This window comes from Amycolatopsis sp. WAC 04182 (genome assembly GCF_003947465.1).
GTDB lineage: Bacteria > Actinomycetota > Actinomycetes > Mycobacteriales > Pseudonocardiaceae > Amycolatopsis.
Map to the genome: position 1 here is coordinate 1031514 of NZ_QHJJ01000003.1, position 25752 is coordinate 1057265.

Below are 25752 nucleotides of genomic sequence, written 5' to 3' on the forward strand. Positions count from 1 at the left end.
CTACTCACGTTTTATGGCCGAATTCTGAACAACGCAAGTCCGTGAAGGCCTCCTTGAGCGACCAAGAGGCCTTCACGGACTGAAGCGGGTCAGGACTCCATGGCCTTGACGAGCGAAGCGGGCCGCAGGTCCGTCCAGTTGGTCTCGACGTACTCGAGGCACTCCGGACGCGAAGCGGGGCCGAACTTCGTGGTCCAGCCCGCCGGGACCTCGACGAACTCGGGCCACAGGCTGTGCTGACCCTCGTCGTTGACCAGCACCAGGTACGTGCCGTCGGGGTTCTCGAACGGGTTCGTCATTCCTTGTTCTCCTTCTTCGTGGCCGGTGAATCAGCCCGGCGGATGAGCGCGTCCAGCGCGAGGAACCAGCCTTCCGCGAGTTCCCGCACCGAGTCTTCGGTGAGCACGGCCTCCGGCCAGGACCAGTGTGCGCCCAGTTCGGGACCGCCGGGGCGGTCCTCGGCCAGGACGTTGATCGTCAGCGCGTGCGAGACGGGCATCCCGTCGTCGGCGCCGAGTTCGGCCGCCTCGGCCTCCTCGGCGTACAACCAGTCGGTCGCCTCGGGGACACCGATCCGGCCCAGGTAGTTGAACTCGATCTGCGGCTTCGGGAACTTCGCGAGCTCGGGGCCGGTGCGCGGGTCGAGATACCGGAGCAGACCGTGCCCGATACCGCCGTCCGGCAGCCCGTCAAGACTCGCCCGAACCCGTTCGAGCGCCTGCCCGGCGGCGGCTCCGCCGGCGAACGCGTCGTCCAGGTCGAGGTCGCCCAGGTCCAGGCACACCGGGACGACGCTGGTGAACCAGCCGACCGTCCGCGAAAGGTCCGCACCACCAGCGAGTTCCTCCTCGCGGCCGTGTCCCTCGACGTCGACCAGCACCGCCTGTCCCCCGTCCCGGCGCCACCGCGCGACGGCGAGGGCGAGACCGGTGAGCAGGACGTCGTTGATCGTCGCCCGGAACGCCGACGGAACCCGGGTCAGCAGCGGGGCCGTCCGCTCGGCGGGCAGCGTCAGCGACACCTTCTGCACGGTCGCCGCCACGTCCCGCGCGGGATCGAGCGGCTGGTCCAGCGGGATCGGATCCCCGCCGCCCAGTACCGACTTCCAGCGGTCCAGTTCGCCCGAGCGGTCCTGTGTGGACAGAGCACGCGACCATCGCCGGAACGACGTGTCCACAGGGGACAGTTCCGGTGCCCCGCCGACCGCGACCGCGTCCCAAGCGGAAGCGAGTTCCGGCAACAGGATCCGCCACGAGACACCGTCGACGGCGAGGTGATGGATCATCAGCAGCAACCGGCCAGGCGCCGACGATCCGGCGTCAAACCATGTCGCGCTCAGCATCACGCCGGCGTCCGGGGCCAGCCGGGCACGAGCCGGCTCCGCGTGCCGCTCGATGAGAGCGAACAGATCACCTTCGACCTCGACGTGTTCGATGTGCACGTCGGCGGATTCGGCCACCCGGAGCGCCCAGCCGTCCACCGACCGGTCGAGCCGCGCGCGCAGCATGTCGTGCCGCGCGACGACCGCGCCGACCACGGTCTTCAGCTGGTCAGCGGTCATCCCGGGCGGCGTCCGCAGCAACGCCGCCTGGTGGTAACCGTCGATCGGGCCGCCGAGTTCGCGGAGCGCGTGCATGATCGGCGTGAGCGGGACCGTGTCGTCGTCCTCGATACTCTCGGCGACCTCGGCCAGCGCCTCGACCGTCCGGCGCGCGAACACGTCGTGCGGAGTGATCTTCAGCCCGGCCGCACGAGCCCGGCTGACCAGCCGCATCGCGACGATGCTGTCCCCGCCGAGAGCGAAGAAGTCGTCGTCGGCGCCGAGTTCCGGCACATCGAGCACCTCCGCGAAGAGCGCGCACAGCGCCTTCTCCCGCGCGGTCTCGGGTGCCCGGCCGCCTGCCAGCTCCGTGTAGTCCGGCGCGGGCAGCGCACGACGGTCCAGCTTTCCGTTGGACAGCACGGGAAGCGCCTCGAGCGAGACGAACGCCGCCGGCACCATGTAGTCCGGCAGCGCCTCGGCCGCGAACCGCCGCAGCTCCTCGCGTTCCGCGGTCGAAACGACGTACGCCACCAGTTGCTTGACCCGCGGGCGGTCCTCCCGCACCAGGACGACCGCCTGCGCGACGTCCTCGTGCCGTTCGAGCACGGCCTCGACCTCCCCGGGTTCGACCCGGAACCCGCGGATCTTCGCCTGGTCGTCGGCGCGCCCGCCGAAGTCCAGCCGCCCGTCCGCGGTCCAGCGGGCGAGGTCGCCGGTGCGGTACATCCGGGCTCCCGCCGGGCCGAACGGATCCGCCACGAACCGTTCCGACGTCAGCGCCGCTCGCCCAAGATACCCCCGGGCGAGCCCGGCACCGGCGAGGTACAACTCGCCGGTGACTCCGGGTGGGACCGGCCGCAGATTCGCGTCCAGCACGTAGGCGCGGGTGTTCGCGACCGGCCTGCCGACCAGCGGCTTCTCGCTGTCACCGATCCTCGCGACGAGCGCATCCACTGTGGACTCGGTGGGCCCGTACAGGTTGAAGGCGTCGGTTCCGTCCAAAGTGGCCAAACGGTGCCACAGGCTCTCGGGTACCGCCTCGCCGCCGACACCGATCACGGCGAGCGGGCACCGGTCGCCGTCGAGCAGCCCCGCGTCCGCCATCTGCGCGAAGAACGACGGCGTGACCTCGATGAAGTCGAAGCCGTCCCGCTCGATCATCGTGGCCAGCAGTTCGGGGTCGCGGCGGGTCTCCTCGTCCACGATGTGCACGGCGTGCCCGTCGAGGAGCCACAGCTGCGGCTGCCAAGACGCGTCGAAGGAGAACGACCAAGCGTGTCCCACCCGCAGATGCGGTTTCCCGGTGGCCTCGACCGCGGGCCGGTGCAAGGTGGCGCGGTGGCTGTGGAACAGGTTCACCACGCCGCGATGCGGGACGACGACCCCCTTGGGTGTCCCGGTCGAGCCGGACGTGTAGATCACGTACGCCGGATGCTCCGGGTCGAGCGGGCGGACCCGGTCACGATCGGTCAGGTCGTGCGCCTGCCGGTCCTCGGTGACGAGCGCGCACAGCGCCAGCGTCTCGATCTCGGTCCGCGGCAACGACTCCAGCAGCTCGGGCTCGGTCAAGATCAGCTTGGGCCGCGCGTCGGCGAGCATCGCGGCCAGCCGCTCGGCCGGGTAGTCCGGGTCGAGCGGCAGATACGCCGCCCCCGCCTTGTGGACCGCGAGGATCGCCGGCAGCACGTCCGCCGAACGCGGCAACGCCAAGGCGACGAAGTCCTCGGGTCCCACACCGTGGGCGACCAAGGCCCTGGCGAGCCGGTTCGCGCGCTCGTTGAGTTCGGTGAAGGTCAAGGCGACCTCGCCCGACACCACAGCTGTCGCGCCGGGTGAGCGCCGCACCTGGTCCTCGAACAGACCGGCCACAGTGGACGGTTCGACGGCGAGCGCCGTGCCGTTCCACTCCCGCACGATCAGGTCGAGGTCGGCCTCGGCCAGGATGTCGACCCTGCCGACGGGGAGGTCCACATCGGACACCATCGCGGCGAGCACGCGGTCCATCGCGGGGAGAAGCCGTTCCGGCAGACCGGCGTCGAACAGGTCGGCGCGGTACTCGGCGGTGAGCTTCAGCCGGGTGCCGGGTTCCACCGCCCAGGTGAGCGGATAGTGCGTGGAATCCTCGTGGCGCACGATCTCCCCGCGCAACCCGGCGCCGGTCTCGTCCTCGTCCGCGCCGGGGTAGCTCTCGAACACCATCAGCGTGTCGAACAGCTCGCCCAGCCCGGCGCCGCGCTGGATGTCGGCGAGCCCGAAGTGCTGGTGCGCCAGCAAGCCGGACTGCTCGTCCTGGACCCGGTCGAGCAGGTCGCCCAGCTTCTCGGCCGGGTCGAGCCCGATCCGCACCGGGATCGTGGTGATGAACAGGCCGATCATCCGCTCGACGCCGGCCAGTTCGGGCGGGCGCCCGGCGACCGTCGCGCCGAACACGACGTCCGACCGGCCGGTCAGCCTGCCGAGCACGATGCTCCACGCCGTCTGGACGAGCGTGTTCAACGTCAGACCCCGCGAGCGGGCCACTGTGGACAGTGCCTCGGTCGCCTGTTCCGGCAGCTCCAGCGACAACCGCTCCGGCAGGGCCGGGACCCGCTGGGGGTCGTGCGGGACGAGATGCGTCGGCTCGGTCAGACCGTCGAGCGCCTGCCGCCATGCGGCTTCCGCCGCCTCCCGGTCCTGCTCCCCGAGCCAGCCGAGATGCTCGCGGAACTGACGGGCGGGCGCCAGGTCGGCGCCGGCGTACAGCTGGGAAAGCTCGGCGAACAGCTGCGGCACCGACCAGCCGTCGAGCAGCACGTGCTGGTGGGTGAACACCAGCCGGTGCCGTCCGTCCGGCAGCGCCAGGAGCAGGAACCGCAGCAGCGGCGCGGTGGCCGGGTCGAAGCGGCGCCGGTCGTGGGCGAGCTCCGCCACGAGATCGCCCGCCGAAGCGACGAAACGCCACGGAACGATGAGCGAACGCGCCACCAGCGCGACCGGACGGCCGGACGCGAGATACCGGTAGCCCGTGCGCAGGACGGCGTTCCGGTCCATGAGCTTCTGCGCGGCGTCACGCAGTCGTGCCGGATCGAGCGGCCCGTCGAGATCGAACGACACCTGGACGGTGTAGACGTCGGGTCCGTCGCCGTCCATCGTCGCGTGGAAGAGCAGCCCGGCCTGCAACGGCGTCAGCGGCCACACCTCGGCCGTGTCCGGCGCGACGTCGAGTATCTCCGCGCGCTCGGCAGGATCGAGCTCCACCAACGGCTTCCTGGACGCGGGCGCGTCGAGCCGCACCGAGCTGACCTCGGCCAAGGCGGCGACGGTCCGGTGCCGGAAGACGTCACGCGGGCTCAGCAGCAGCCCGGCGCTCCGCACGCGGCCGACCAGTTGCATCGCGACGATGCTGTCCCCGCCGAGGCGGAAGAAGTCGTCGTGGATGCCCACCTTGTCCAGCCCGAGCACGCCGGCGACGAGCGACGCGAGCAGTTCCTCGCGCGGTGTGCGCGGGGCGTCGCCGGTCACCGCGTCGGCGAAGTCCGGCGCGGGCAGCGCCTTGCGGTCGAGCTTCCCGTTGGGTGTCAACGGGAACGCGTCCAACACCACGAACGCGGACGGCACCATGTACTCCGGCAGAGTGGCCTCGGCCAGCCGCCGGGCTTCTTCGACGTCCGCCTCCCCCGCCATGTAGGCGACGAGCCTGCCGTCGCGCAGGACCACTCGCGCGGAAAGCACGGACTCGATCTCACCCAGCTCGATCCGGAAGCCCCGCAGCTTGACCTGGTCGTCGGCGCGGCCGAGATAGTCGAGCGCGCCGTCGGTCCGCCACCGCGCGAGGTCGCCCGTGCGGTACATCCGCTCCCCGGCCACGAACGGGTTCGCGACGAACCGCTCGGCGGTCAGCCCGGCCCGGCCGAGATAGCCGCGCGCGAGCTGCGCACCCGCCAGGTACAGCTCCCCCGTCACGCCCGGCGGCACCGGCCGGAGCCGGGCGTCGAGCACGTGGACCTGGGTGTTCCACACCGGACGTCCAATGGGGACGGTTTCATCGACGACCTCCCACGAGGTCACGTCCACCGAGGCCTCGGTCGGCCCGTAGAGGTTGTGCAGCGGGACATCCACGCGAGCCGCCAGTTCCGGCGGCAGAGCCTCGCCACTGCACAGGACGCGACGGACGCCGTGCCACGCCGGCTCTTCGGCGAGGAACGCCTCCAGCATCGACGGGACGAAGTGCAGGGTCGTGATCCGCTGGTCCCGGATCAACGCTTCGAGATACGCCGGATCGCGGTGGCCGTCCGGTTTGGCGACCACCAGTGTCGCGCCGGTGAGCAGCGGCCAGAAGAACTCCCACACCGACACATCGAAACTCGACGGCGTCTTCTGCAACACCCGATCGTCCGCGGCGAGACCGTACTCGTCCTGCATCCACAGCAGCCGGTTCACGATGCCCGAGTGCGGCACCACGACACCCTTGGGCCGCCCCGTCGAACCCGACGTGTAGATCACGTACGCCGGAGACGACGGATCCACCACCCGGCCCGGATTCTCACCGGAGTAGCCGTCCAAAACGGGCAGCTCGTCGAGAACGACCGCGGGCGCGGCGTCTTCGAGCATGAAGGCCAGCCGGTCGGCCGGATAGTCCGTGTCGAGCGGCAGATACGCCGCGCCTGCCTTGTGCACCGCGTACAGCGCGACCACGAGATCGAGCGACCGCGGCAGCGATACCGCCACCACCGACTCCGCGCCCGCACCCTGCTCGACCAGCCACCGCGCGAGCTGATTCGCGCGTGCGTTGAACTCGGCATACGACAGCTCGGTGTCCTCGAACGCCACGGCGGGAGCGTCCGGCGTCCGCGCCACCTGCGCCTCGAACAGCTCCGGCAGTGTGGTCGCCGGGACGTCGCGCGCGGTGTCGTTCCAGCGCAAGAGCTGGGTGCGCTCGTCCTCACCGAGGACGTCGAGTTCGCCGACCGGGATCGCGGGATCGGCGGCGACCTGGTCCAGGACGGCGACCAGGCGCCGAGCGAACGACTCGGCCGTGGTGTGGTCGAACAGATCGGCGCTGTACTCGATGGCGCCCGAGATCCCGCCAGTGTCACTGCCGTTTTCCAGGAACCCGAACTCGAGGTCGAACTTGGCGACGCCCTGCGCGAACTCCTCCTGCTCCGCGCGGAGGCCGGGCAGGTTCAGCGAGTCCTCGGCTTCGGGGAGGTAGACCACCATCACCTGGAACAACGGATGCCTGGCCAGCGAACGTTCCGGGTTGACCGCGTCGACGAGGCGCTCGAACGGCAGGTCCTGGTGTTCGAAGGCGGCGAGATCGGTCGCCCGCACCCGTGCAAGCAGGTCACCGAACGCCGGGTCGCCGGACAGGTCGGTGCGCAGCACCAGCGAGTTGACGAAGAAGCCGATCAGCGGCTCCAGCCGTTCGTCGACGCGCCCGGAACTCGGTGCGCCGAGCGGGATGTCGTCCCCGGCGCCGAGCCGGTGCAGCAGGGCCGCGACCGCGGCCTGCGCCAGCATGAACATGCTGACGTCGTGCCGCCGGGCGACCGCACGCAGGCGCTCGGTGAGCCCGCCGTCGATCGGGAAGGTGACGAGACCGCCGCGGTGGCTCGACTCGGCGGGCCGCGGCCGGTCCGCGGGCAGGGCCAGTTCGTCCGGCAGGCCGGCCAGCGCCTCCCGCCAGAAGTCGAGGTGCGCGGAAGCCGTCGAGTCGAGCAGCTCCCGTTGCCACACGGCGTAATCCGCGTACTGGACGGGCAGTTCCGTCCACTGTGGAGCTTCCCCGGCCAGACGAGCGCCGTACGCCGCAGCGAGGTCCGCCATCAACGGTCCCTGTGACCACTCGTCCGTCGCCACGTGATGGATCACGAGCAGCAGGACATGTTCCCGTGGCGAAACAGCGAAGACCGTGGCCCGGATCGGGAGTTCCTCGTCGAGCGCGAATCCGCGACCGGCCTCGGCGGACAACTGCGCCGGAAGGTCTCCGGCCGTCTCGAAACGGACCTCCGGTCGCGTGTCGGCCAGGATCCGCTGCGCCGCGACCCCGCCTTCTTCGACGAACACGGTCCGGAGTGGTTCGTGCCGCTCGACGAGGTCGCCGATCGCCGCGCGCAGCGCGTCCACGTCCAGTTCGCCGTGCAGGCGCCAGGCGAGCGGGATGTTGTAGGTGGAAGTGACCCCTTCGAGCCGGTACAGGAACCACAACCGTTGCTGCGCGGGCGAAAGCGGTAGCACGTCCGGCCGGTTCCCGGCGCTCAGGACCGGCTGCGCGGACGGGGCCGCGAGCCGTTCGGCCAGCGCGGCGACGGTGGGGGCGTCGAAGACGTCACGGACCGAAACCGTGGCGTCCAGGCTCGCCGAGATCCGGCTGACCAAGCGCATCACCAGCAGCGAATGCCCGCCGAGCGCGAAGAAACCGTCGTCGATCCCGACCCGCTCGACACCGAGCACGTCGGCGAACAGCGCGCACAGGGCCGCTTCCCGCGCGTTCCGCGGCTCGCGGCCTTCGGTGGTCGCGAACTCCGGCGCGGGCAACGCCTTGCGGTCGAGTTTGCCGTTCGGGGTCAACGGGATCTCGTCGAGCACGACGAACGCCGACGGCACCATGTGCTCCGGCAGCTTCGCCCCCACCGCCTCACGAAGTCCGTCCGCGGAGCCGACGACGTAGGCAACCAGCCGGTCTTCGCGAGCGACCACCACGGCACGCGTGACGGACTCGGAGGCGGTCAAGGCAGCCTCGACCTCGCCGAGTTCGACCCGGAAGCCGCGGATCTTGACCTGGTCGTCGACGCGGCCCAAGAACTCCAGCACGCCATCATCCGACCAGCGCGCGAGGTCGCCCGTGCGGTACATGCGCTCCCCCGGGCCACCGACCGGGTCGGCGACGAACCGCTCGGCGGTCAGCCCCGGCCTGGCCAGATACCCGCGAGCGAGCTGCACGCCGGCGAGGTAGAGCTCACCGGGGACACCCGGCGGGACCGGGTTCAGCCGCGCGTCCAGCACGTACGTCCGCGTGTTCCACACCGGACGTCCGATCGGGACGGACGGCGTCGTTTCGGCACCGGCCCGCCACGCCGTCACGTCGACGGACGCCTCGGTCGGGCCGTAGAGGTTGTACAGCGGGACATCCACGCGAGCCGCCAGCTCCGACGGCAACGCTTCGCCACTGCAGATCACGCGCCGCAGGCCAGTGCATTCGGCGGTTTCCAGGAACAGCGCCAGCATCGAAGGGACGAAGTGGACGGTGGTGATCCCGGCGGTGCGGATCAGCTCCGCGAGGTACGCGGGATCCTTGTGGCCCTCGGGCTTGGCGACCACCAGCGTCGCCCCGGTGATGAGCGGCCAGAAGAACTCCCACACCGACACGTCGAAACTCGACGGCGTCTTCTGCAACACCCGATCATCGGCCGTCAGACCGTACTCGTCCTGCATCCACAGCAGCCGGTTCACGATCCCGGAATGCGGCACCACGACGCCCTTGGGAAGACCGGTCGAGCCGGACGTGTAGATCACGTACGCCGGCGACGACGGATCCACGACCAGGCCCAGATTCTCACCAGAGTAGCCGTCCACAATAGGCAACTCATCGAGAACGACCGTGGGCGCGGCGTCTTCGAGCATGAACGCGATGCGGTCAGCCGGATAGTCGCGGTCGACCGGCAGGTAGGCACCACCGGCCTTGTGCACCGCGTACAGCGCGACGACCAGGTCGAGCGACCGCGGCAGCGATACCGCCACCACCGACTCCGCGCCCACACCCTGCTCGACCAGCCACCGCGCCAGCCGATTCGCCCGTGCGTCGAACTCGGCATACGACAGCTCGGTGCCCTCGAACACCACAGCGGGAGCGTCCGGAGTCCGCGTCACCTGTGCCTCGAACAACTCCGGCAACGTCGCGACCGGGACTTCGCGGGCCGTGCGGTTCCACTCGGTCACCCGCGCGAGTTCGTCGCCGACGAGGACGTCGAGCGCCGCGACGGGCCGCTCCGGTTCGGCCGTGACCTGCTCCAGCAGCGACATCAGCCGGGTCAGCAAGCGCTCGGCCGTCGTCGCGTCGGCGAGATCCTCGGCGTACTCCAGCATCAGCGTGGCGGTGGTCCCGTCGTCGACCATCGTGAAGTGCAGGTCGAATTTCGCCATGCCGGTGTCCATCTCGAACCACTCGGCGGGCAACCCGAGCACGTCGTGCGCGTCGCTCTGCCGGTGGTAGCCCACCATCACCTGGAACAGCGGGTTACGTCCCGGCACCCGCAGCGGGTTCAGTTCCTCGACCACGCGCTCGAACGGCAGATCGCCGTGCGAGAACGCGGCGAGATCGGCCTCGCGCACCCGGTCGAGCAGCGCGGCGAACGTCGGCGAGCCGGAAAGATCGGTCCGCAGCACCAACGTGTTCACGAAGAACCCGACGAGGTCGTCGAGTGCCGCGTCGGTGCGTCCGGCGATCGGGGCACCCAAGGGGATGTCGTCCCCGGCGCCGGTCCGGTGCAGCAGGGCGGCCACCGCCGCCTGGAGCACCATGAACGGGCTCGCTCCCGACTTCGCCGCCAGGTCGCGTACTGCCGCCGACAGTTCCTCGGTGAGCGGGGACTTGACCTTCGCGCCCATGCTCGTCGGCTGGAGCGGACGGGGGCGGTCCAGTGGCAAGGTCAGCTCGTCCGGTGCCCCGCGCAAGGACTCGGCCCAGAAGTCCACCTGCGCGGCTCCGCGCTGGTCGAGGAAGTCCCTCTGCCACAACGCGAAGTCGGCGTACTGCACAGGGAGGTCCGTCCACACGGGAGCCTCGCCCGCCTGCCGGGCCCGATAGGCCCAGGTCAGGTCGCCCAGGAACGGCCGGTCGGACCATTCGTCGGTGGCGCTGTGGTGCAGGACGAGCGAGATGACGTGGTCACCCTCGCCGAGGCGCAGCACCCGCAGCCGGACCGGGATCTCCGTCGCCAGGTCGAACGGCGTCCGTGAAAGCGCGGCGATCCGCCCGGCCAGGCCGGCCTCGTCACACTCCTCGATGGCGAACGGGATCTCCGGCGCGTCGAGAACGCGCTGGTAGGGCTCCCCGTCGTGCTCGGCGAGCACGGTCCGCAGGACCTCGTGCCTTCCGAGCACGTCGCCGAGCGCGGCACGCAGCGCTTCGACGTCCAGGTCGCCGCGCAGGCGGAAGGTCAGCGGGAAGTTGTAGGCGACCGCGTTCGCTTCCATCCGGTCCACGAGCCAAAGGCTCCGCTGAGCCGCCGAAAGCGGGATCCGTTCGGGGCGTTCGGCGCGGATCACCGGCGGCCGCGCGGGTTCGCCGATGCCCGCGCGAGCGGCGAGCTCGGCGACCGTCGGTGCCTCGAACAGGTCACGGATGGCCAGTTCGGCGCCGAGTTCGGTCCTGGCCCGGCTGATGAGCCGGGTGGCGAGCAGGGAATGGCCGCCGAGATCGAAGAAGTTGTCCTCGACGCCGACCCCGTCCACACCGAGGACCTCACCGAAGAGCGCGCACAGCGTCTCCTCCGCGGCGGTCTCGGCCGGGCGGCTTTCGGCTAGCCGCACCGTCTGCTCGGCGTCCGGGAGCGCCCGCGTGTTGAGTTTGCCGTTGTCGGTCAGGGGCAGGGCGCCCAGCGTGACGAAGGCGGCCGGGACCATGTAGTCCGGCAGTTCCGTCTTGAGTCTGTCCCGCAGGCGCTGCACCAGTTCGCCGCCGCCACGGGCCGCCGTCGGACTCGTGGCGTACTTGGCCAGGCTCGTGCCGACCGAGACCGGCTGATGCACCCCGGTGACCAGCGCGGCCGTCTGTCCTTTATGGATGAACACGGCCTCGAACGCGCCCTCGGCCGACCAGGTGCAGTAGACCCGGAATCCGAGCCGATCGCCGAGTTCGTGCACGTCCTCGGGCTCCACACCTCGGGAAGCGCGGAACAACGCGAGGACGTCGATGAGCGGCGCGCCGGCGTCCAACGCACGCGTCGCCTCGACCTCCGGAGCCTGCCGGGCGTCCGGGATCCGGCTCACCCGCAGCGTTTCGGCGCCGGTGAGGCGCTCCTCCAGCGCGGCCAGGGAGCCCACGTCGTCCCAGGACACGCGGGGCGCCTGAGCGACGGACACCGTCTCGGCGGGTTCCTTCACGAGCACCGCGTCGTAGCGGTACCGGCTCAGCTCGTTGTGCAGCCGGGCCCGTTTGATCCGGACCTGCGCGGCGACGTCCGGAAGCCGCCGCGCGAGCGCGGTGAAGTAGTCCGGGTCGATCAGCAGTTCCTTCTCCAGCGCCGCACCGCGTTCGATCGCACGCCGAACCTGGGCGACGTCGGACGTCGCGTCGGCGCGCGTGAGCTGGATCGCGGTGTGGAAGGCGCGGGCCAGGCGCAGATTCCGGACGTCGCCGACGAACAGCGCGCCGCCGGGCGCGAGCAGGCCGATCGCCTTCGTGATCACGTCGGTCAGGTAGTCGACGCTCGGGAAGTACTGGATGACGGAGTTGATCACGATCGTGTCGAACCGGCCGGTGGGCAGGCCGTCGAACACGTGCGCCGGCTGGGCGCGCAGGGTGACCTTGGCCGCCAGCTCCGGATCCCGTTCCAGTTCACGGTTCAGCTTCGCGATCACCGGCGCGGCGAGGTCCGTGCCCCAGTACTCCTGCGCGAGCGGCGCGATCTGCCCCATGAGCAGACCGGTGCCGACGCCGATCTCCAGCACCCGTTCCGGCTTCAGTTCGGTGATCCGGTCGACGGTCGCCCGCCGCCATTCCCGCATGTGCTCCAGCGGGATCGGTTCGCCGTCGTAGCTGGAATCCCAGCCCGCGAAGTCTTCGGTGAACAGGGCCGTCGGGATCTCGGTGTACTCGTCGGAATAGATCTGCTGCCATTCGCCGACCTGGTCGGCTTCGGCCTCGGCGCGCGCGTCCCCGCTCAGTTCGGCCGGGACGACGTACCCGATGAGCCGCTGCAGACCGGGAGCCGACGGGTCGGGCCGCGCGAGGACGGCGGCCTGCGCGACCTCCGGGTACCGGCTGAGCGCGGTCTCGATCTCGCCGAGTTCGACGCGGTAGCCGCGGATCTTGACCTGGTCGTCGGTGCGGCCGAGGAAGTCGATGTTCCCGTCGGCGCGGCGCCGCACCAGGTCTCCGGTGCGGTACATCCGCCCGCCACCGGGCACGAACGGGTCGGCGACGAACCGTTCGGCGGTCAGCCCCGGGCGGCCGAGGTACCCGCGGGCCAGGCCCTCGCCCGCGATGTAGAGCTCACCCGCGACACCGTCGCGGACCGGCCGGAGCCAGGCGTCGACGATGTAGGCGCGCGTGTTCCAGATCGGCTTGCCGACGGTCGGGGTGTCGCTGTCGGTCGTGCCGCCGCCGAGCGTGTTGATCGTGTACTCGGTGGGGCCGTACAGGTTGTAACCGTAGGTCCCGTCGGTGTCCCGCAGCCGGTTCCACACCGACTCGGACACCGCTTCGCCGCCGAGCAGGACGAGCGCCGGCCGGTGCCCTTCCAGCAGTCCTTCCTCGATCAGCAGGTGGGCATACGTCGGCGTCACGTTGACGACGTCGACCTCGTGCTCGTCGCAATACGCCACGAGCGCCCGCGCGTCCCGGCGCAGCTCCTCGTCGCAGACGTGGACCTCGTGCCCTTCCACGAGCCACAGCAGTTCTTCCCACGACATGTCGAAGGCGAACGACACGGTGTGGGCGATCCGCAGCCGCCGCCCGCCCGCCGACGCGATCGCCGGGGCGAAGATGGCGCCCTGGTGGTTGAGCTGCATGTTCGTCAGGCCGCGATACGGCGTGACCACACCCTTGGGCTTTCCTGTCGAACCCGACGTGTAGATGACGTACGCCGGGTGCTCCATGCGGTCCGCGCGGCCGCGCGCGAACAGCGGGCGTTCGGCGTCGGAGATCGGGCCGTCGCCGAACGCCCTGTCTTCGTGGTCGTCGACGAGCACACGAAGCACGTCATCAGGCAGTGTCGCCGAGACGTCCTTTGTGGACACCAGGCACAGCGGCCGGGCGTCTTCCAGCATCACCGTGAGCCGGTCGACCGGGTAGTCGAGTTCCAACGGCAGGTACGCCGCGCCGGTCCGCAGCACGGCGAACAACGCGACGACCATGTCGATCGACCGCGGCAGCCCGAGCGCGATCACCTGCTCCGGCGCCGCCCCCCTCGCCAGCAGCAGCCGGGCCATCCGGTTGATACGCGCGTCGAGTTCGGCGTAGGTCAACTGCTCCTCGCCGAACACCAAGGCGGTCGCGTCCGGGGCCCGCTCGGCCTGGACGGCCAGCAGGTCCGCGATCGTGTCCTCGACGACGGGATGCTCGGCCTCGGCCCAGCCCGCCTCCAGCACGGCCCGGTCCTCGGCGAACACCGTCGCGAGCGCGGCGACTGGTTTCGCCGGGTCGTCGACGATCTGCGCGACCAGTGAGGTGAACCGGTCCAGCACCGACGCGGCCTCGGCGGCGTCGAGCACGTCGTCCCGGTAGGACACCGTGATCCGGATTTCCTCGCCCGGGGTGACCACCAGGGTCAGCGGGTAGTGCGTGGCGTCGATGTTCAGCAGGCCGGTGATTCCGTGCCGGTGACGCAGGCCGTCGCGACGCTCGTCGCCGTCTGCGTTGCGCAGCACGAAAAGCGTATCGAACAGGACGCGGTGTCCGGCCTCCCGCTGCAGGACGCCGAGGCTCATGAACTCGTACGGCGTCAGGTCCATGCGCTCGGATTGCAAGCGCCGCACCAGGTCCAGAACGGATTCGCCCGCGTCGAGCCGCACCCTGGTCGGCACGGTGTTGAGGAACAGGCCGATGGTGTTCTCGATGTCGGGCACGGCGGCGGGCCTGCCCGCGACCGCGGCGCCGAACACGACGTCGGTCCGCCCGGTCATGGTCGACAGGACCAGGCCCCAGGCGGCGTTGAGCACGGAGTTCACGGTCAGGCCGTGCCGCCGGGCCTGTTCACGCAGTCCGCGGCCGAGCTCGGCGGGCAGCACCGTGTCCAGGTTGACCGGGGTCGCCGGAACCAGGTCCCGGCCGTCCGGCCCGATGACCGTCGGCTCCGCGAGACCGGACAGCGCCTCGCGCCACGCGTTCGTGGCCGCCTCGATGTCCTGCCGGTCCAGCCAGCGCAGGAAGTCCATATAGGACCCGGCGGCGGGCAGGGCGCGGTCGTCGCCGCCGAGGTCGTACAGCGCGAACAACTGCTCGATGAAGAGCCAGGCGGACCAGCCGTCCCAGAGCAGCAGGTGCCGGTTCAGCACGACACGGTCGCGTCCGTCGCCCAGCCGCACCAGCTTCAGCCGGAACAGCGGCGGGGCACCGAGGTCGAACCGTGTCGCGCGGTCCTCGGCCATCACAGCGTCGAGGCGTTGCCGCCGCTCGCCCTCGGGCAGCTCCGACAGGTCCACTTCGGACACCGGGGGTTCGACCTCGGCCGCCACGAACTGCACCGGCCCGCGCAGCCCTTCACTGGTGAACCCGGCGCCGAGACTAGGGATCCTGCGCAGCAGCGCGGCCACCGCCGCCCGCAGCCGGTCGGCGTCCAGGCGGTGATCGAAGTCGATCGCCTCCTGGATCGTGTAGATGTCGACCCGGTCGGAGTTGTAGCTGGAGTGGAAGAACAGGCCTTCCTGCAGCGGCGACAACGGCCAGACGTCGGCGACCGGCACCGGGCTGACCCGCTCGACGCGGGCGATCTCCTCCTGTGACAGCGATACGAGTTCGAGGTCGGACGGCGTGAGGCCCACCGGCGCGTGCGTGTCCACGGCCGCCAGCTCGCGCAGGGCCGCGAGCCAGCGATCGGCCAGCGCCGCGCCCGCACCCGCGAATGTCGCCGTCAGCCTCGGCCCGTCCGCGGTTTCCTCGCAGGCCACGCCGATTCGCAGGGCGTGGTCTCCGGACGGCGGCACGGCCACGTGCCCGGCGACCTGCCACTCCCCCGGCCCGGCCGGGATGCGGCCGTCGTAGCGCAGGGCGATCCGCGGCGTCGCGAGCCCGGCGAGCAACGGGCCGGTCTGGACGTTGAGGTACCGCAGCGGGCCGTAGCCCTCGGGCGTCGTGCGGACGGTCTCCTTGACGGCCTTGAGCATCGCGAGCGGTTCGCCGGTGGCGGTGATCCGCACCGGGCGGGCCGAGGTCAGCGCGCCGACCGTGTCCGAGGTGTCCACCCTGCCGTGGAGATCGACGAGGAGGTCGCCGTCGACAGCGACTTTCAGCGCTGTCAGGAGGACGTCGGTCACCTCACCGTGCACGGCTGACGGGAGCGCGCCGACGAGCGTCCGAGTGTCCTCAAGGGACAGGGTGACGCGACGCTCGGCGATGTCGCCGCGAATATCGGCGAAACCGGGAGCCGAGGTCTCGGCCCAGTGCTCGATCTTGCCGAGCAGCGCGGGATCCTGCGCTTCGTCGGTGATCCGGCGGGCGATCGTCCGCAGCGACGTCCGCACCGGGGTGAACACCGGCGGGCGGCCGTCGGTCACGGCCTGCCAGGCGATGGCGAGATCGGCCGCCAGCGTCGCCCAGCTCCGCGCGTCCAGCAGGACCGGATGCGCGACCAGGAGCAGCCTGCCCGGTTCGTCGAACCAGACGGCCTGCAGCAGGTTGTCCGGCAATCGGTCAACGGCGTCCCGGTATTCGTCCTCCAAGGAACCGGTCGCGTGGCGAAGCAGGCCTGCCGCCTGCACCGTCCCTTGTGGACGGACTTCGAGCGACCACAGCACCGAAGCGACCCGTGACAGTTCGAGTCGCAGGCCGTCGTGGTGGTCGAGCACGAGTTGCAGCGCGGCGGCGAGCGTCTCGGCGTCGGCCCCGGAGGGCACGGTCAGCAGCACGGACTCCGGCTGGACCTCGTCGCCGAGTTCCCGCAGCCTGAGCATTTCGGGCAGGAGCGGCAGGGTGCCCACACCGTCGGCGACGGCCGCCGGCTCGGCAGGTGCTGCGGAGGCGGCGAGCGCGGCCGGGGTCCGGAGCTCGAACACGTCCTTGGGGCTCAGTTCGAAGCCGGCCCGCCGGGCGCGGCTCGACACGGCGATCGACGAGATGCTGTCGCCGCCCAGCAGGAAGAAGTCCCCGTCGGCGCCGACGGCGTCCAAGCCGAGGACGTCCGCGAAGATCCGGGCGAGAGAGCGTTCCCGGTCGTTTCCGGGTGCGGCCGCGGGTCTGGCGGCCTCGGGCGCGGGCAAGGCGCGGACGTCGAGCTTTCCGCTGGGGGTCAAGGGCAATTCGTCGAGGACGACGAACGCCTGCGGGACCATCGGTGCCGGCAGTGCCTCGCTGACGGCGGCACGCAGCCGCTCCGGATCCACACTGCCGACGACGTAGCCGACGAGCGCTCCGTCCTTGGCCACCACCGTGGCGGCCGTGACCTCCGGCAGCGCGACGAGGACGGCTTCGATCTCGCCGAGTTCGATCCGGTTGCCGCGGATCTTCACCTGCCGGTCGGTGCGGCCGAGGTACTCGATCTCGCCATCGGCGCGGCGTCGCACCAGGTCACCGGTCCGGTACAGGCGCTGCCCCGGCTCGCCGAACGGGTCGGCGACGAAGCGTTCGGCGGTCAGGCCCGGCCGCCCGTGGTAGCCGCGGGCCAGCTGGACACCGGCGAGGTACAGCTCGCCCGCCACGCCGTCGGGCACCGGGCGGAGACAGCCGTCGAGGACGTGCACCCGCGTGTTCCACACGGGACGGCCGATGGGCACAGTGGTGCCCTCAGCCCCTGTGCTGGCGAAGAAGGTGACGTCCACGGCCGCCTCGGTGGGGCCGTAGAGGTTGTGCAGCGGGACGCCGGTGAGCGCACGCCAGCGGGCGGCGGTCTCGCCGGTCAGCGCCTCGCCGCTGGAGAACACGCGGCGCAACGACCCGAGGTCGCCGGTGGCCTCCTCGCTGCTGAGGAACGCGGTGAGCATGGACGGGACGAAATGCAGGGTCGTGATCTCCCGCTCCCGGATCACCCGTGCGAGGTACGCGGGGTCGCGGTGGCCGTCCGGTTCGGCCAGGACCACCGCGGCGCCTTCGCACAGCGCCCAGAAGAACTCCCAGACCGACACGTCGAAACTCGACGGCGTCTTCTGCAGCACGCGATCCGAGGCCGTGAGCCGGTACTCGTGCTGCATCCACGCGAGCCGGTTGACGATCGCGCGATGTGTGACGGCCACGCCCTTCGGTCGTCCTGTCGATCCGGAGGTGTAGATCAGGTAGGCGGTGTTGTCCGGTCCCGCGGCACTCCCCTGGACGTCGTCGACGGGCTCGCCGGTCACCGGAACCTGCGTCAGCCCCGCGACAACGGGGATCCGCTCGGCCGTCCCGGGTTCGGAGAGCACGAGACGCGCACCGGAATCGGCCAGCATGTATTCGAGCCGGTCCGCCGGGTAGTCGAGATCGATCGGCAGGTAGGCGGCCCCGGCCTTGAGGACACCCAGCAGGGCGACCATCAGCTCGGCCGACCTCGGCACGGCGACGGCGACGACCTCTTCGGGACCGGCGCCCAGGGCACGCAGCCTGCGAGCCAGGTTCTCCGCGCGGGCGTCGAGGTCCGCATAGGACAGTTCGGTGTCCCTGAACACGACCGCCGTCGCGGACGGCGTCTTCGCTACCTGCTCGGCGTAGGCTTCGGCCAGCGTTCGTTCGGGCACCGGATGCGAAGTCGCGTTGAGTTCGGCCAGACGGCCGCGTTCGGCGGGCGAGAGCAGGTCGAGGGCGGCGACCGGCAGCTCGGGGTTCGCGGTCAGCGTCTCCAGCAGGCGGGCGAACCGCTCGGCGAGCTGCCCTGCCGCGACCGCGTCGATCCGCGCGGCGTCGAACTTGAGACTGAACTCCAGGTCTTCACCCGGTGTCACGATCACCGCGACCGGGAAGTGCACCGCGTCGGTGACCTCGACGCCGGTGAGGCGGACGGTCCCGGACGCGCGTTCGTCGTCACGCGGGAAGTTCTCGACGACCACGAGGGTGTCGAACAGTTCTTCCTGCCCCGCACCGGCGAGGCGCTGCAGTTCGCCGAGGCCGAGATGCTGGTGGTCCAGCAACGCCGCCTGCTCGTCTCGCAGCCGCCGCAGCACGGCGGCGACGGTCTCGGATCCCGACCAGCGCAGCCGCACCGGCACCGTGTTGATGTAGAGGCCGACCGCCGACTCGATCCCGGCGGCACCGCTGTCGCGGCCGGAAACCGTGCTGCCGAACAGCACGTCGTCCCGGCCGGTGAGCCCGCCGAGTAAAAGTCCCCACGCGCCGTGCAGCACGGCGCCGAGGGTGAGCCCGTGCGCGCGAGCCATGGCCGACAACGCCTTCGTCGCCTGTTGGCCGAGGTTCAGCTGCAACCGCGACGGCTGTCTCGGCACACCGGCCCGTCCCTCGACCAACCGGGTCGGTTCGTCCACTCCGGACAGTGCCGTGCGCCAGGCCGCACGCGAAGCCTCGTGATCGCGGGACGCGAGCCGCCGCAGGTGGTCGGCGCGGGTGGCCGGCTCCGGGAGCGCGTCCGCTCCCTCGTGACCCGCCAGCAGTTCGCGGAGCAGCACCACGACCGACCAGCCGTCGGCGATGATGTGGTGGAACGTCAGCGCCAGCTTGGCGTGACGCTCATCGAGCCGGGTGAACGTCGCGCGCAGCAGCGGCGGCCGGGCGAAGTCGAACCGGCGCGCGCGATCGGCCTCGAAGGCTTCCGCGGCGTCTTCGGCGGCCACCTCGCGCCACGGCAGTTCGGCGTGCCGGGTCACCGTCTGGACGACCTGGCCGCCGTCGAGCTGCCGGAAACCGGAGCGCAGCGACGAATACCGGTCGAGCAGCGCCTGCGCCGATCGGCGCAGCACGTCGGCGTCGACGTCGCCTTCGAGGTTCAACACCTCCTGCACGGTGTAGATGTCCGCGGCCTGGCCGCCTTCGAACTCCGCGTGGAAGAAGAACCCTTCCTGCAACGGCGTCACGGGCAGGACTTCGGCGTACTCGGCGAGCGCCGCGCGTTCGGCGTCGCTCAGCTCCAGCAGCGGCCGCTCGTCCACAGTGGACTCGGTGGGCACGGCCTCCGCGCACGCGGCGAGCGCCTCGGGAGTCCGATGTTGGAACACCTGACGCGGTGTGATGGCGAGACCGTGGTCCGCCGCACCGAGCACCAGCCGGATGGACAGGATGCTGTCGCCGCCGAGGGAGAAGAAGTCGTCATCGGCGCCGATCGCGGCCAGGCCGAGGACTCGCGCGGCGACGTCGCACAGGATCCACTCGCGTTCGGTACGCGGCGCGCGCCCGGTGACGGCGGCGCCGAAATCCGGTAGCGGCAGCGCGGTGCGGTCGAGTTTGCCGTTCGGCATGATCGGCAGCCGGTCGAGTTCCACGAACGCCGACGGCACCATGTAGTGCGGCAGCGCCCCTTCCGCGTGGGCGCGCAGATCCTTGAGCAGCGACGGCACGCCGTCCGCACGCGGGACGACGTACGCCACCAGCCGCCGGTCCCCCGGCTTGACCTCACGGGGCACGACGGCGATCCGCTCGACGCCGGTGAACGTGGCGAGCGCGGACTCGATCTCCCCGGGTTCGATCCGGAACCCGCGGATCTTGACCTGGTGATCGGTGCGGCCGAGGAAGTCGAGGTTCCCGTCCGCCCGCCAGCGGACCCGGTCGCCGGTGCGGTACATCCGCGCGCCGTCACCGGCGAACGGGTCGGCGACGAACCGTTCCGCCGACAGCCCCGGACGTCCCGCGTAGCCCCGCGCGAGGCCGCGTCCGCCGACGTACAACTCCCCCTCGACGCCGACCGGGACCGGCCGCAGCGCGGTGTCGAGGACGTAGCAGCGGGTGTTCGGGTCCGGGACGCCGATCGGGATCGGCCCGGTCCATCCGGGTTCGGCCGCCCACAGCGTGGAGTTCACCGTCGCCTCGGTCAGCCCGTACGCGGCGACGACCCGCAGGTCTTCGGCCCAGCGCGCGATCAGTTCCGGCGGGACGGTCTCGGTGCCGACGATCAGCACCGCGCCCTTCGGCAGTTCGCAGTCCGGCGGCAGCGCCGCGACCAGCGACGGCGGCAGGATCATGTGCGTCGCCGCGTGGTCCGCGATGTAGCCGGTCAGTTCGACGCCCGCGACCCGGCGCTGCGACGGGACCACGATCAGCGTCCCGCCGACGCACAGCGACATGACCAGATCCCAGACCGTCACGTCGAAGCCGGTGGAGGCGAACTGCACCACGCGGCTGTCCTCGCCGATGCCGATCCGTTCGGTCGCCGTGCTGATCAGGCTGCCGATCCCGTCGTGGGACAGGACCACGCCCTTCGGCTTGCCCGTCGAGCCCGAGGTGTAGATCACGTACGCGGCCTGGCTCAGCGCGATCCCACTCACGTCCACAGTGGACGGGTCGAGCGCCGCGAGTTCAGCGACGGTTTCGGGATCGTCGAGAAGTATCCGCTCGGCGTCCACACCGGACGGCAGTTGCGCGGCTTCCTCCACAGTGGACACCACGAGCTCCGCGCCCGCGTGCGAAAGCATGTAGGCAAGGCGATCTTCGGGGTGGTCGAGGTCGAGCGGGAGGTACGCGGCCCCGGCCTTCATCACGCCGAGCAGCGCGACGACGAGATCGGCCGAACGCGGCATCGCCACGCCGACGACGTCCTCGTCACCGACACCGCGCCGCCGCAGCAGCCGGGCGAGCCGGTTGGCGGCGGCGTCGACCTCTGCGTAGGTCATCCGGACGTCCTCGCAGACGACGGCCTCCGCGTCCGGCTTCCGGGCCACGACCCGGGCGAACGCCTCGGGCCACGAAACCTCCGGCGACTCCGCGACCGCCGTCCCGAGCGCCAGGACCCGGTCCCGTTCCTCGGCGGAGAGCAGGTCGATCGCGGCCAGCGGCAGGTCCGGCCCCGCCACCAGGGCGTCCAGTACCGCGGCGAACCGGCGGCGGTGATCGGCGAGTTCGTCGTCGGAAGACACGGCCTGGTCGGCGTCGAAGTCGAAGCGGAGCCCGCGGCCCTCACCGGCGTCGTACACGGCGATGGCGACGTCGCTGATCGGCCCGAGTTCGAGGTTGTGCACCGTCGCGCTCGCTTCGCCGAACGCGAGTTCTCCGTCCACGGCCATGTAGTTGACGCTCAGCCCGACGAGTTCGTGCACCCCGCCGCTCGCGCCGAGCTCGCGCGCGAGGTCCTCCCCGCGGTACCGGCTGTGTTCCAGCAGCGCGGAGACCTTCTCCGCGACCTGGGCGACGAGCTGCGCCGGCGTCGTCTCCGGACGCACCGTCAGCCGCAACGGCAGGACGTTGGAGACCATGCCCGGCTGCTCACGCAGGGCGCGGGTGGTCCGCGCGGTGACCGGCAGGCCGACGACGAGGTCTTCGGCGCCTGTCACCCGGTGGGCGTACGCCGCCACCGCGGCGATCGCGACACGGGACAGCTTCGTCCCCGCGTCGAGCGCGAACTTCCGCAGGCGACCGGTCTTCGCCGCGGGCAGCTCCCACGAATGCCGCCGGAGGCGGATCCGGCCGGACGACGCGCGGCCGAGCAGCCGCACCGGATTCGGCCTGCCCGCGAGTTCACCGAGCCAGTGGTCGCGGTCGGCTTTCGCGTCGTGGTCCGCGTCGACCAGCCCGGAGAGCGGCCAGGAGACCTCGTCGGCGGTGCCCGAATAGAGGGCCGCCGCGCGCCGGGTCAGGACGGCTTGCCCGTGCGCGTCCATCACCAGATGGTGGTAGCGCTGGAACCAGCGGACCCGGTCCGCCGCCAGGACGAGCAGCGCGTGCGCGGTGAGTGGCCCGCGGGCGGGATCGGTCACCACGGCGAGTTCGGCCCGCGCCCACTCGTCCGCGGCCCGCTCCGGATCCGGCTCACCGGTGAAGTCGAGGACCGCGACCTCACCGGGGGCGACCGGACACTGGACCGGCGTGTCGCCGTCCAGCTCGACCGTGACGTGCAGGCATTCCGCCTCCGCGACCGCCCGCCGGACGGCGTCACCCAGCCGGGCGATGTCGACGTCGCCGCGAAGCTCGGCGACCCAGCCGATCGTGTAGACCGGATCGGCCGGGTCGAGCTGCTGCGCGAGCCAGATCCCCTGCTGTGCCGGGGTCAGGGGAAAGCCGCGGTTCATCGGGTCGCCTCCACCGTTCAGAGCTTTCGGGATCGTCCGTGCCTCAGGCGGGCGCGGTCCCGCTCACCGCGTACTCGGGCCGGGCGACGCCCGCGGCCCGCCGGTCCACAATGGACTGCAGGATCTCGCCGACCCGGACGGCGGTGTTGGACAGCAGCGACGACGTGATGCCGTGCGTGTGCTCGGTGCCGCCCTGCAGGTAGATCCCGCCGTCCAGCGGCGGCTCGGTGACGATCCGGTAGTCGCGCTCGACGCGGAGCCTGCCCTCGTCGTCGCGCGTGCAGGCGGAGGCGAGCTCACCGAGCAGCGGTGTCGGATCCGCCGGGCTGTACCCGGTGGCGTACACGACGAAGTCGGCGTCGAGCCGGGTCCGCTCCCCGGTCTCCAGCGCTTCGACGGTGACCCGCACTTCGGAGCCGGTGTCGGTCACCTCGGTGGGACGGGAGACGTTGATGAGCTTCAGCCGCTCGATCCCCTGCACCTTCTCGCGGTAGACACGCCGGTACAACTCGTCGATGAGTTCGATGTCCACGGCCGAATAGTTGGTCGCGCCGTGGTAGCGCATCAGCCGGTCCTTGACCTCCGCCGGCGCTTCGTAGAACCGCCCGACCGCCTCGGGGTCGAAGATCCGGTTGGCGAACGCGCTGTCGTCGGCCGGGCTGTAGCCGTACCGCGCGAACACCGCGCACACCTCGGCCCGCGGGAAGCGGTCGTGCAGCAGCGCGCTCACCTCGGCCGCGCTCTGGCCGGCGCCGACGACGACGAACCGGCGCGGCTCCTCGGCGGCCATTCCCTCCAGCCGGTGCAGGAGTTCGCTGTTGTGCCAGATCCGTGTGCCCGGCGTCACACCTTCGGGCAGGTTCGGCCGCAAGCCGGTGCCCATCACCAGATTGCGGGCGCGCAGGTTCACCAGTTCGCCGTCGGTGCGGGCATGCACGTCGAAGAACACGATCTCGTCACCGTCGAACACCGGCGTGACGGAGAGCACTTCCGTGCCGTAGGAAACGAGGTCGTCGACCTTTTCCGCCGCCCATTCGAAGTAGTCGTGGAACTCGATCCGCAACGGGAACAGGTTCTTGTGGTTGATGAAATCGACCAACCGGTCCTTGCTGTGCAAATACGACAGGAAGCTGAACGAACTCGTCGGGTTCCGCATCGTCGCCAGGTCCTTGAGGAAGGACACCTGCATGGTCGCGTTGTCGATCAACATCCCGCGGTGCCAGCCGAACCGCACCTGGCGCTCGAGGAAGTGGGCCGTGACGGTCTCGGCCCCCGGCGCGGCGTTGTGCTCGGTGACGGCGATGGCGAGCGCGAGGTTCGAGGGACCGAACCCGACCCCGACCACGTCGTAGACCGGAACCCGTTCACCGACCACTGCTCGTGCCATCTTGAACCCCTAGCGCGGCTCAGCCGCATCTCGGTACTTCGTTACAAAGACCAGGGAACCCTAACCTAAGTTAGGTGAGGCTCAACTAGTACTTTCAGTGGTGATGTTCATCCCTCGACCAGGAGGAGGCCGGTCCCATGCGGGTCGCCATGTTCGGATACCAGACCTGGGGACACCGCACCCTGCGGGCCTTGATCGACGCGGGGCACGAGGTCGCCCTCGTCGTCACCCACCCGAAGAGTGACCACGCCTACGAGAAGATCTGGTCCGATTCCGTCGCGGACCTCGCCGAGGCCAACGGGATCCGCGCGCTGCTGCGGCAGCGTCCCGACGACGCGGAACTGCTGGCGGAGCTGAAGGAAGCCGATCTCGACCTGATCGTCGCCAACAACTGGCGCACCTGGCTGCCGCCCGAGATCTTCGAGATGCCGCGGTACGGCACGCTGAACGTCCACGACTCGCTGCTGCCCGCCTACGCCGGCTTCTCGCCGCTGATCTGGGCGCTCATCAACGGCGAGAAGGAAGTGGGCCTCACCGCCCACATGATGGACGCCGACCTCGACGCCGGCGACATCGTGCTCCAGCGCTCCGTGCCGGTCGGCCCGAAGGACACGACGACCGATCTGTTCCACCGGACGGTCGACCTCATCGCGCCGATCACCACCGAGGCCATCGAGCTCATCGCGAGCGGGGACTACACGCCGGTCAAACAGGACAGGTCGAAGGCCAGCTTCTTCCACAAGCGTGCCCTCCAAGACAGCCTCATCGACTGGTCGTGGCCCGCCGACGAGATCGAGCGGCTGGTGCGCGCCCAGTCCGACCCGTACCCCAACGCCTTCACCTACCACCGCGGGAAGCAGCTACGGGTGATCCGCTCGTCGGTTTCGGTGGGTCACTACGGCGGCACCCCCGGCCGGATCTTCATCCGTGAGGGTGAAGGCGTCGTGATCGTCGCCGGACCGGAGTCGCGCCGGGGCCGGTCGCACGGTCTCGTCATCGAGCGGGTCCGGACCGAGGACGGCACCGAACTGTCCGCGAACGAGTACTTCCGCACGATGGGCGGTTATCTCACCTCGCGCCCCTAAGGTGTGCTCACGGTTCGACAGCCACCCTGGAGGGAAAGTCATGCCGGAGAAGATGACCGACGAGCAGCGCCGTGCCTTCCTTGCCGAAGGCACCCGCACCGCCGTCTTCGTGACGGTCCGCCCGGACGGCAGGCCGCACGCGGTCCCGATCTGGTTCGCCCTCGACGGGGACGACATCTTGGTCAACCTGGGCGCGGACACCGTCAAAGGCAAGGCGCTCAAGGAGAATCCCCGCGTCTCGGTGGTCGTCGACGACCCGGTTCCGCCCTACTCGTTCGTGAGCGTCGAAGGGGTCGCGGAGATCGTTTCGGACCCGGACGACGTCCGCGCGGGTTCGGAGTCGATCGCCCGGCGGTACCTCGGCGAAGCCGGGCAGGAGGCCATCGATGGCTGGCTGGCGTACGCGACGTCTGCGGGAAAGGTGATCGTGCGGGTGCGGCCGGAGCATTTCGTGGCGATCGCGAAGGTCGGCGGCTGATACCGGGTCTGGTCCGTGAAGGCCTCCTTGAGGGACTCTGGGTCCCTCAAGGAGGCCTTCACAGACTCGGTGATCGCCACCTGCGCCCCACAGGCACCAGCAGTCACAACGGCTGCGCGTGAAGGCCCCCTTCCCTCGGCTCAGCCTAAGAAACTCACCCTTCGCACCTTGCCCAGTACATGAAGGCCCCCATCCTTGCGCCTAGGTACAGGAAGGGGGCCTTCATGTACTCGGGGCGGCGTCTCGTGCAACCCCGGGTGTACCGCCG

5 protein-coding genes are annotated in these 25752 nt (G+C 70.6%); 2 read left to right on the forward strand and 3 right to left on the reverse strand.

Annotated features, from left to right (window positions below):
- Positions 1 to 89 precede the first annotated feature (89 nt).
- Genes DMH01_RS18600 through DMH01_RS18610 form a run of 3 tightly spaced genes read right to left on the reverse strand, consistent with a single transcriptional unit; the run spans position 90 to position 23921 of the window.
- A complete protein-coding gene (locus DMH01_RS18600) occupies positions 90 to 299 on the reverse strand; it encodes an MbtH family protein (RefSeq protein ID WP_007029404.1) in 210 nt (69 codons plus the stop codon).
- On the reverse strand, positions 296 to 22534 hold the full coding sequence (locus DMH01_RS18605) for a non-ribosomal peptide synthase/polyketide synthase (RefSeq protein ID WP_125678379.1): 22239 nt from the start codon (positions 22532 to 22534) through the stop codon (positions 296 to 298). The genes DMH01_RS18600 and DMH01_RS18605 overlap by 4 nt, the downstream gene beginning before the upstream one ends.
- Before the next feature lie 43 nt (positions 22535 to 22577).
- The gene (locus tag DMH01_RS18610) at positions 22578 to 23921 is read right to left on the reverse strand and encodes a lysine N(6)-hydroxylase/L-ornithine N(5)-oxygenase family protein (protein WP_125678381.1); all 1344 of its coding nucleotides are present in this window, start codon (positions 23919 to 23921) and stop codon (positions 22578 to 22580) included.
- Between the two features lie 137 nt (positions 23922 to 24058).
- On the opposite strand from DMH01_RS18610, the gene DMH01_RS18615 reads away from it, so the two are divergent.
- Together DMH01_RS18615 and DMH01_RS18620 are read left to right on the forward strand one after the other, a co-directional pair.
- Positions 24059 to 25006: a methionyl-tRNA formyltransferase gene (locus DMH01_RS18615; RefSeq protein ID WP_125678383.1), complete on the forward strand. Its 948-nt coding sequence runs from the start codon at positions 24059 to 24061 to the stop codon at positions 25004 to 25006.
- A gap of 40 nt (positions 25007 to 25046) precedes the next feature.
- Positions 25047 to 25484 (forward strand): PPOX class F420-dependent oxidoreductase, encoded by a 438-nt coding sequence (locus tag DMH01_RS18620; protein WP_125678385.1) that lies wholly within the window; start codon positions 25047 to 25049, stop codon positions 25482 to 25484.
- Positions 25485 to 25752: the final 268 nt, after the last annotated feature.